Source organism: Microcystis sp. LE19-41.2A (assembly GCF_027530405.1).
Taxonomy (GTDB): Bacteria; Cyanobacteriota; Cyanobacteriia; order Cyanobacteriales; family Microcystaceae; genus Microcystis; species Microcystis aeruginosa.
Window position 1 is genome coordinate 1 of sequence record NZ_JAPZQJ010000159.1, and the last position, 8,929, is coordinate 8,929.

10 protein-coding genes and 3 pseudogenes are annotated in these 8,929 nt (G+C 44.6%); 8 read left to right on the forward strand and 5 right to left on the reverse strand.

Going from position 1 to position 8,929, the window contains the following annotated elements; all coding sequences use genetic code 11:
- The 3 genes and pseudogenes from O9290_RS06785 to O9290_RS06795 form a co-directional block, all read right to left on the reverse strand.
- A partial coding sequence (locus O9290_RS06785) for a transposase family protein (protein ID WP_288055124.1) occupies positions 1-201 on the reverse strand: 201 nt, incomplete at its 3' end.
- Between the two features lie 61 nt (positions 202-262).
- A pseudogene (locus tag O9290_RS06790) lies at positions 263-436 on the reverse strand (IS1634 family transposase N-terminal domain-related protein); the annotation flags it as partial.
- Between the two features lie 31 nt (positions 437-467).
- Positions 468-956, reverse strand: a pseudogene (locus O9290_RS06795) (transposase); the annotation flags it as partial.
- Between the two features lie 374 nt (positions 957-1,330).
- On the opposite strand from O9290_RS06795, the gene O9290_RS06800 reads away from it, so the two are divergent.
- The 8 genes from O9290_RS06800 (at position 1,331) to O9290_RS06835 (ending at position 7,665) form a co-directional block, all read left to right on the forward strand.
- Positions 1,331-1,963: a DUF305 domain-containing protein gene (locus tag O9290_RS06800; RefSeq protein ID WP_004159682.1), complete on the forward strand. Its 633-nt coding sequence runs from the start codon at positions 1,331-1,333 to the stop codon at positions 1,961-1,963.
- Between the two features lie 226 nt (positions 1,964-2,189).
- A complete protein-coding gene (locus tag O9290_RS06805; RefSeq protein ID WP_004266749.1) occupies positions 2,190-3,086 on the forward strand; it encodes an ABC transporter permease in 897 nt (298 codons plus the stop codon).
- Between the two features lie 209 nt (positions 3,087-3,295).
- Positions 3,296-3,628, forward strand: coding sequence for a hypothetical protein (locus O9290_RS06810; RefSeq protein WP_004266750.1), 333 nt, complete (start codon positions 3,296-3,298; stop codon positions 3,626-3,628).
- A 403-nt stretch (positions 3,629-4,031) separates the two neighbouring features.
- Positions 4,032-4,223: a cytochrome b6f subunit PetP gene (gene petP / locus O9290_RS06815; protein WP_002742483.1), complete on the forward strand. Its 192-nt coding sequence runs from the start codon at positions 4,032-4,034 to the stop codon at positions 4,221-4,223.
- 22 nt (positions 4,224-4,245) lie between these two features.
- Complete coding sequence (locus O9290_RS06820) at positions 4,246-5,322, forward strand: Get3/ArsA fold putative tail anchor-mediating ATPase NosAFP (RefSeq protein ID WP_288056379.1); 1,077 nt, start codon at positions 4,246-4,248, stop codon at positions 5,320-5,322.
- Positions 5,323-5,328: 6 nt separating this feature from the next.
- Positions 5,329-6,309 (forward strand): chlorophyll synthase ChlG, encoded by a 981-nt coding sequence (chlG, locus tag O9290_RS06825; RefSeq protein WP_004266754.1) that lies wholly within the window; start codon positions 5,329-5,331, stop codon positions 6,307-6,309.
- A gap of 368 nt (positions 6,310-6,677) precedes the next feature.
- The gene (locus O9290_RS06830) at positions 6,678-7,406 is read left to right on the forward strand and encodes a Bax inhibitor-1/YccA family protein (protein ID WP_043999493.1); all 729 of its coding nucleotides are present in this window, start codon (positions 6,678-6,680) and stop codon (positions 7,404-7,406) included.
- Positions 7,407-7,494: 88 nt separating this feature from the next.
- Positions 7,495-7,665: a CAB/ELIP/HLIP family chlorophyll-binding protein gene (locus tag O9290_RS06835; protein WP_002742489.1), complete on the forward strand. Its 171-nt coding sequence runs from the start codon at positions 7,495-7,497 to the stop codon at positions 7,663-7,665.
- Positions 7,666-7,716: 51 nt separating this feature from the next.
- On the opposite strand, the gene O9290_RS06840 is transcribed toward O9290_RS06835, so the two are convergent.
- Together O9290_RS06840 and O9290_RS06845 are read right to left on the reverse strand one after the other, a co-directional pair.
- Positions 7,717-8,337, reverse strand: coding sequence for a hypothetical protein (locus tag O9290_RS06840; protein WP_004266757.1), 621 nt, complete (start codon positions 8,335-8,337; stop codon positions 7,717-7,719).
- 275 nt (positions 8,338-8,612) lie between these two features.
- A pseudogene (locus O9290_RS06845) lies at positions 8,613-8,929 on the reverse strand (Uma2 family endonuclease); the annotation flags it as partial.

Sequence of the window (8,929 nt, forward strand, 5' to 3'; positions counted from 1 at the left end):
ATAGGTGCGATATTCTCGCCAATATTCTAATGTTATTAGTAGTTGGTCTTCCGTACTCAATTTGCTAGGTCTACCTGTCTTTTTTTGCCAAACTTTTTCTGCCTTTAGGACTGTTACCATATCCTTAAATGTATCTGGATACAGGCCACACAAGCGTTTGAACTCTGTTGGCTTTAAAGTTTTTACTTGTTCGTAAGTCATCTTTCAATCTTAACTCTTGGACTATTTTATCTTATTTTGTCTCGACTTATGCAAGAGGTCTAGTCATGGACAGTGTTGCTCCTTTAAGAGCCAGTTTCAGATTGTCGATAATATCATCGGGTAATTTTGAGAGATTGGCAAGGGTTCTTTTTTTGACTTGATCTCCTTCTCGGTAGGACTCTGGTCGAAGAACAGCGGGGGGGGAATTACGGTTAGGAACTTTTTCTATATACATGGCTATCATTTTAGCAAATGGAGAGAATTCTATTGAGCAATTCTCCTTCCTCGTTCACCAGTAAATGCAGTTTAAAGCCAAAAAACCAGTCCACAGAGGTTTTTCCCCGTGCGGCTAAATTGTCAAACACCCGATGACTACTGATGCGGCGATTATGGCAGACCTGAATTTTGGTGGCATCGACAAAGCTAATCCCCGTGCAACGACCAAAACAATGCTTCAAGTAAACGCATAAGGGGATGAGAGTCGAGGGTATCCATTCGATAAAACGTTGATAGCTAGGCAGTTGAGGGAACTCTTGTCGCCAGTAGACACAAACATGATCGAGGTAGAAATGTTTAAAATTACGGTAGTGGTTTTGATGGAAAGCGATCAGGATGGTCATAATTTCGCTTAAAGTCAAGATTTTGCCACGTTTACGAGCTTTATTATCGGACCAAAGCCTTGTCTGTTCTAATTTAGGTTCAAATACACGGCATCCGTCGTCGACATGACAGAAAAGAGCTTCTAGACTAGACATAGATGGGTTGGGGGTGCTGAGTTTATATATTTTTCAGCTTACTAGCCCCCGCCTTTTCTTTCCACCCTTATCCCGAACTGACGTTAACTATCAAAACCCCCCAAAAAAAGAGAGAGGAAACCCGCGCCTCCTACCTCGTTCCCAGGTTCTACCTGGGAACGCTATTTTCAGATTCTACCTGAAGAACAATACGCCAATTCAAAAATGAAACGCATCAACCTCAAGAGTTGACAAAGAAAGGCTCATCAGTTACCGTCTGAGCCTTATCGGAAGTTAACGACGGCGGGTGAGTTCAGCCGTTAGACTGCCAATTTCTTGGTCAAGATAGTTCCGGTTACTTTTGGGCAGGTGCTATAGTATAGTGAGGTTTGTAAATGGTTTCTCCCATGAAAAATAAAGCCATTATTGTGCTGGGGGCGGTTGCCGCTCTTGGGTTGGCTGCAACCTCAACTTTACTTCTGACACGTCCATCTGGAAATTCTCCAGATTCCGCCTCTGCTCAATTTTCTCCCAACGGCATGGGTGGGATGCATCATATGCAGGTCAGTAGCGAGTTTAACTATCTTGCCCAAATGATTCCCCACCATCAGGAGGCAATCGATACCGCCCAGGTTATTCTGGAACGCACTAGTCGTCCTGAGATGAGGCAGTTTGCTGAAAATATCATTCAAGTGCAAACTGCTGAAATTGCTCAGATGAAAAACTGGCTCAATGAGTGGTATCCCGGAAGGAATATTAGCGTCTCCTACGTTCCCATGATGCGCGATCTGAGTCAACTTCAGGGCGATGCCCTAGAGCAAACTTTTTTACAAGATATGATTAAACATCATATGGGAGCCGTGATGATGTCGCAAATGCTCCTGAATCATAATCTGGTGAAGCATCAGGCTGTCCAGCCCTTTGCTGAGAACATTGCCACTAGCCAGCACCGGGAAATTCGGCAGATGCAAACTTGGTTAATGGCTTGGTTTGGTGATCGCAATCCAATGGGTGGGATGCATCATTAGCTGGTATTGTGATCGCAATTTTGTCGGGTGCGTTCCCTAATGCAAGTACGCTTAACTGATACATGAGTTCTGGTTTTCCCTAAAACCAGAGACTTATCGCCTCAAAATAAAGATAACTGCTATATCCTTCTGTTCACTTTAAAATAAAACTGTTAGCTTGCTGGGGATTGAGAGTGACAATCCCAAAATCTCTACCTAAACCCTTCCCTTTTGAGGTAAATATTTCATGAGCCAAACCATCACACCTTCTTCCTTAAAAGCTAGTTTAGCCCCCAATCCCACTAGAGCAGCAACGGTGGACGATGGGGGAAATGTACTAGGGGAATTTCTGCAAGAAACTCTGGCCATGACTAAACGTCTGTTCATCCAATTACAACGTCGTCCTTCAACCCTAATCGCGGGGGTAATTCAGCCATTTATGTGGCTGATTTTATTCGGGGCATTGTTTTATAATGCCCCCCAGGGTCTATTCGGCAACGATCTCAGTTATGCTAAATTTCTCGCCCCCGGGGTGATTGTCTTTACCGCTTTTTCTGGGGCCTTAAATGCCGGTTTGCCAGTAATGTTCGATCGAGAATTTGGCTTTCTTAACCGTCTTTTGGTAGCACCTTTAACCACTCGTTACTCGATCGTGGCCGCTTCTACCATCTATATTATCGCCCTCAGTTTCATCCAAACCGCCTCGATCGTGGCCGCTAGTGCCTTTTTAGGGGCCGGGTGGCCTAGTTTAGCCGGATTAGGTGCGATCGCTTTGATTGTGTTCCTAATCGTTTTGGGGATGACTGCCTTAAGTCTCAGTTTAACCTTTGCTCTCCCCGGACATATCGAATTAATCGCCGTCATTTTCGTCACCAATTTACCGCTTTTATTTGCCAGTACCGCCCTCGCACCCTTAAACTTTATGGCAGATTGGTTAAAAGTAATCGCTAGTCTCAACCCTCTCACCTATGCGATCGAACCGATCCGTTATATTTATTTCAATCAGCACTGGTCTTTTGATAGCATAGTCTTACAAACCCCTTGGCTTGACCTCAATTTCTTGACAGTTTTAGCCTTGCTCTTAGCTTTTGATCTGCTAATCCTTTTAGCAATTCAGCCCTTACTTCGTCGTCGTTTTGCTTAAATCAGTTATCAGTTATCAGTTACCAGTTATCAGTTTACTGTTCACTGAAAAGCCTACAACTTTCTCACCACCAAAAACTAGACAAGTAAGTAGTTATAATTAAATTGAAGATAGATTTTGCCTCTGATCCCCCCCGCCCCCCTTGATAAGGGGGGGGCTGACAACTTTTAACACCTACCCACTTAATTTTCTGAGGAGTTAGTCAGATTATGAATACTCAAAAAATGTTAATCAAATCGTCTTTATTCCTAGCTACTATTTTATTAGTCGGCGCTGATTTTAGTCCGCAAGTGTTAGCTCAAAGCTTGAACCCCAGTCAACCGGACTATCAAAAAAATGAACGTAGTTCCGATGGCAGGGATGATCTCGGTGGTTTTAATCCTTTAGACTTGATTCATAATAGTAATTTTCGCCGTAGCCGGGACGGATCGGAATTTCAGGAAGATACCCTCAATAATATCAACGAAGCGGCTGAGGAGTTTAAACGCAAGCAAAGAGAACAACTGGAAAATCTGCAAAATCCTGCCCCAGAAACCAAATAAAACTCCTTTTTTGAGTAGTTAGACACAATTAATCGCACATAGGTAGGTATTGAAAACTTTCAGATGCCCCCCTTATTAAGGGTAGATCCCCCCGCCTATCGGCACCACCCTTATCAAGGGGGGCAGGGGGGATCGAACCTAAAATCCATTTTTAATTCAATTATAACCAGCTACTTATCTAACTACCTCTTACCTCTTGCCTATTGCCTTTTGCCTTTTGTCTTTTGCCTATCCTAAGCAAGAAGTTGATTTTGTTCAATGTCTTAGTATATATGATCGCTGAGTGCAGATGATCTTAGAAAGACCAATGACCGAAGATCATTGGGGGGTTTATCTGACACGAATTTATATTAAACTTAGGATTGGTTTATTGAATTATCGTCTTATTAAAACTGTGGAAGTAATGGAAATCGGGCAAAAAGTCAAGGTCTGTCGCTTAAGAGACCGCGTTAACTCGGATGTAGCGGGTAAATTGGGTAAAGTGGGTGTCATCAAAAATTTTAAGATGACCGATGGCAGCGGTGTTGGTGCTGTTGTCCAGTTCGATGATAAGACCGCTACTTGGTTTTTTGAGGATGAACTCAAACTCATCTAAATACAACGCTTAGGAATTAATTATGTCCTTAATTTTGACCTTTTTGGGCAAGGGGGGCAGCGGTCGCAGTACAATAGCGATCGCTTCGGCAAAGAAAATGGCTGGTCTGGGGTCAAAAGTTCTCTTGATCGGGCAAGATTCTGGTCCCGCTTGGGGATTACTCCTCAAGGCCTCCCCTAGCTCCTCTATTACGGAAATTGCCCCTAATCTCTCGGTTGTGCAGCTTAGTAGTACACAGTTACTAGAAAAAAGTTGGGAAGAAGTCAAGGAACTGGAAAAGCAGTATTTGCGTTCTCCCACCTTGAAAAATGTTTATGGTCAAGAGTTGGGCATTTTACCCGGAATGGATCAAGCTCTAGCTTTAAATTTCCTGCGGGAACAGGATAAAAGCGGAAATTACGATGTCATCATCTACGACGGCAGCGGAGATATCAACAGTCTGCGAATGTTGGGGATTCCCGAGGTGGGTAGCTGGTATTCACGGCGTTTTCGGCAGGTTTTCAGCGATTCAGAGATCGGTCGCACCCTTTCCCCCTTTTTCCAACCGATTGCCGCTGCCGTGCTGAATTTCTCCTTTAATCCCGACGGTTTAGGTCAGAAGGGCGATAATAACATTTTAGACGAGGGGCGCTCCGCTTTAGCCGATCCTCGGCGAGTTTTAGCCTATCTAGTCACCAATGATGATCCACTTGCGATCGCAGATGCCAAATATCTTTGGGGTGGGGCGCAGCAAATCGGTTTAAATGTGGGGGGAGTGATTTTTAATCGCTGTCAGAGTGCTACGGAGGATTTTGCCCCGCTGCCGGCTGCGATTTTACCCGACCGTCAAGGAGAAGATTGGCAGGAATTAATCGCCGAGTTACCCAATTTTCTCACGGTGCAGCCGCCCAAACCGTTAATAATCGATACGGCAGCCGGTCAGGTCAAGGTTTATTTACCCGGATTCGAGAAAAAACAGGTAAAACTGACGCAATCGGGTCCAGAATTAACCATCGAAGCCGGGGATCAACGGCGTAATATTGATGTACCACCGCCTCTAACCGGACGAGCGGTAAAAGGGGCCAAATTCCAAGACGGTTACTTAATTATTTCTTTTTAAGGGATTATGTCGAACACCGAGATAGAAAACAAGGATAATCGAGGCGCAAAAACTCGCCAATTATTGGGGATGAAAGGGGCTTCATCGGCAGAAACTTCCCTCTGGAAAATCCGCTTACAATTGATGAAGCCGATCACTTGGATTCCCCTAATTTGGGGGGTTGTCTGTGGGGCTGCTTCATCGGGGAATTATACTTGGTCTTTAGAAGATGTCTTAAAAGCGGCCACCTGTATGTTACTTTCCGGTCCATTGATGACCGGTTATACCCAAACTTTAAATGATTTTTACGATCGAGAAATCGATGCAATTAATGAACCCTATCGCCCGATTCCTTCGGGGGCAATTTCTATTCCGCAAGTAGTCGGCCAGATTTTGGTTTTATTAGCGGGTGGGTTAGGAATAGCCTATCTTCTCGATCGCTGGGCCGGTCATGATTTCCCGATCATGCTCTGTTTAACCCTATTTGGTTCTTTTATTGCCTATATTTATTCAGCGCCGCCTTTAAAATTAAAACAAAATGGTTGGCTAGGAAATTATGCCCTCGGTGCTAGTTATATAGCCTTACCTTGGTGGGCAGGTCACGCCCTTTTTGGTCAGTTAAATTGGACAATTATGATCCTAACCCTCATCTATAGTCTGGCGGGTTTAGGCATTGCTGTGGTCAACGACTTTAAAAGTGTGGAAGGTGACGAAAAATTAGGCTTAAAATCCTTGCCAGTTATGTTTGGAATTACCACCGCAGCTTGGATTTGTGTGATTATGATCGATGTTTTTCAAGCAGGAATTGCGGGCTATCTGATTAGTATTCATCAGAATCTTTATGCCGCTATTTTACTGTTATTAATTATCCCTCAGATCACTTTCCAAGATATGTATTTTTTGCGGGATCCGCTCAAAAATGATGTCAAATATCAAGCCAGCGCCCAGCCTTTTCTAGTGTTAGGAATGTTGGTGACAGGTTTGGCTTTAGGTCAGGGGATACTCTGAAGATTGTAATTAATAAAAACAGGAAATATCCAGTTTATGGGACATAATCGCCTTGAATTGGGCTTCTGTTTAAGGTAACTTGAGCGGTCAAGGGGGGTGAAAATGGATTTTCGGTTCGATCCCCCCTTAATCCCCCCTTGATAAGGGGGGTGCCGATCCCGCCTTGATAAGGGGGGTATCTGACAATTTTTAACACCTACCTACTTAGCTCGATCCCTAGTCTTTTCGTTACAATCAAGAGGGAATCGATGCCGGGGGAAAAATTTACCTTTTTTTCTTCCCTCCGATTTGCCATTCTTGACGAACTAATCAAGAATAGTTTCTGTTTAACAAGATTGATTGAGACAAGTATCTCGAACCTAGTCACCATGAGTAATACCAGTAATTTTCGCCAAGCTTTACGCGAGGCTAAAAGCCAAGCACTTATCGGCCCCAATGTTATCCCCAAGGCCCTGCCCTATCTCGGTGGCGGTCTAATTTTGACTGCGGTGGGAACCTATGGCGGTTTAGGTGTGATCCAATCCTATCCCCAGATTTTCTTCCCGACTTTCTTTGTCGCTCTGATTGCCGAGATTATTTTATTTTTTGTCGCCCGTAATACTGCGGAAAGAGGCAATACAGGCACTGCTCTGCCCCTGCTGACTCTCTATAGTCTTCTTTCTGGCTATACTCTCAGTGGAATCGTCTATGTGGCCTTAGGTACTTCCGGTGTTGGTTTGCGAGGAGTGGCAATTGCTGCCCTCGGTTGCGGCATCGCTTTTGTCTTGGGACGCAATATCGGCTCGAATCTGTCGGAAAAAGATGGTTTAGCCCTGACTCAAACCGTTAGCATCGGTATTCTCGCTCTCTTTATTGTTCTCATTGGTCAGCTAATTTTCTCTATCTTTGGTGGCGCTACTCCCACCTGGTTAGAAATCGCCATTTCTGGCATCGGGGTTTTCTTGTTTGCTGGTTCGGCAGTGGTGGACTTTTACATCTTGCCCCGTACCTACAGAGATGAACAGTATCTTAGTGCTGCTTTATCGATGTATTTGACCTATATCAACCTATTTATCTTTATTCTGCGCCTTTTAATCGCTCTTAACGGTCGAGATTAGGGCAAATAGAGAGGAGTTAGAAATTAGTTACAACCTAACTTCTAACTCCGCTAGAATAGTAAAGAAATGTAAACGGACTGTAAAGATCATGACTGAACCACAACCGACTCAAACCCCCAAATTAGAAGATCCCAAATTTGGCTTTAATGACTATGCCGAGCGCCTCAACGGTAGGGCTGCTATGATTGGTTTTGTGATCACCCTGTTGATCGAGTATCTAACTGGCCAAGGTCTGTTATCTTGGTTAGGGTTACAGTAGTTTTTTAGGCTTTTTTAGGCATTCTAGGGGAAATATAGCCTTGAGTGTTAGCTAACGCATACAAGCTTCATGATTTTCCCCGTAGAATCCTTGCAAGACCGAATCACCTCGCTGTTGTGGTGTCCCGTGGGAGCGATTAGGAACTTCAAAATCGCCCACTTCCGAAGCGGCTTCCCCTAGAAGTTTTCCCGCTAGTATATAATCCTGTTTGGATAAACCTCTAGCTTCGGTAAATAACCAAGAAAGGGTATCTCCCGCTAGACAATCGGCCTGTAATTCAATGCCGATGCTCATCCCACCTTCATCGATGCCACCAATACCCCGATTCCACTGAACAGCGTGAGCGGCCTCGTGAGCGACGGCGTAAAGGGGAAATAAAGGATTATCGCTAATACCAGTAACTTGCTTGAGATTGACATAGACTGTATTATCTACAGTGCAGAAAGCCGCTAGGGAAATTACGCCGCAGGGAGTGGTTATCGGGCCATCGCTTAACAAATACTTAAAATTGATCTGGTGTAATTGAGCCGTATATTCAATTACCGCTTCTAGGGCATCCGTAATATCGTCTGCTTGCGCTCTCTGGGCTAGAGGGGATAAAATCAAGAGGGAACTACAAGAAACGGCAGATATCAGGGATAATAACCGTTTAAGGCCAGAGTTAGGTTTCATGGTACTAACAAAGTCGGGAGTGAGGAAGAAGTTTAATTGATCTGAATTAGCCTACCGCTACGATCACAATTTTAAAAGCTATGTATAAGACTTTCAGAGAAAATACAGAATTTACGCGGCTTTTGATCGAAGTTGACAGAATTTCTCCTCAAGGTTGAGGAAATTAATTTGGCACGACCACTGATTGTGTTGAAAATCTGCCCGTCAGTCAGGCAAAAAGCTCCCCATCAGGTCATTTCCCCATCTCCCCACCCCGAACATTCGTTACACTTGTACTACAAGTCTATCCCCATTTCTCGCAAACGAGCCGCCAGCCGTTGAGAACGCTGTCTTTCCGCTTCCAGAGCTTGCTGAGTAGCATTTAATTGCTCCTGTGCTGCGGCCGCTTGCTCCTGTGCTGCGGCCGCTTGCTCCTGTGCTGCGGCCGCTTGCTCCTGTGCTGCGGCCGCTTGCTCCTGTGCTGCTTCTTCTGGCAAGGGGATTAAATTGCCTTCCGAGTCATAAAATCTGGCCCAGATTGCCGTTTCTCGGTCAATAGTACCCTCCCAAGTTCCCAACCAATAGCCTAAGGTTTCGCACCATAACCAGCCGC

Bases quoted from the DNA above. Each gene is read 5' to 3' on its own strand.
- O9290_RS06800 (WP_004159682.1), top strand. From the start codon at position 1,331: ATGGTTTCTCCCATGAAAAATAAAGCCATTATTGTGCTGGGGGCGGTT.
- O9290_RS06805 (WP_004266749.1), top strand. From the start codon at position 2,190: ATGAGCCAAACCATCACACCTTCTTCCTTAAAAGCTAGTTTAGCCCCC.
- O9290_RS06810 (WP_004266750.1), top strand. From the start codon at position 3,296: ATGAATACTCAAAAAATGTTAATCAAATCGTCTTTATTCCTAGCTACT.
- petP (WP_002742483.1), top strand. From the start codon at position 4,032: ATGGAAATCGGGCAAAAAGTCAAGGTCTGTCGCTTAAGAGACCGCGTT.
- O9290_RS06820 (WP_288056379.1), top strand. From the start codon at position 4,246: ATGTCCTTAATTTTGACCTTTTTGGGCAAGGGGGGCAGCGGTCGCAGT.
- chlG (WP_004266754.1), top strand. From the start codon at position 5,329: ATGTCGAACACCGAGATAGAAAACAAGGATAATCGAGGCGCAAAAACT.
- O9290_RS06830 (WP_043999493.1), top strand. From the start codon at position 6,678: ATGAGTAATACCAGTAATTTTCGCCAAGCTTTACGCGAGGCTAAAAGC.
- O9290_RS06835 (WP_002742489.1), top strand. From the start codon at position 7,495: ATGACTGAACCACAACCGACTCAAACCCCCAAATTAGAAGATCCCAAA.
- O9290_RS06840 (WP_004266757.1), bottom strand. From the start codon at position 8,337: ATGAAACCTAACTCTGGCCTTAAACGGTTATTATCCCTGATATCTGCC.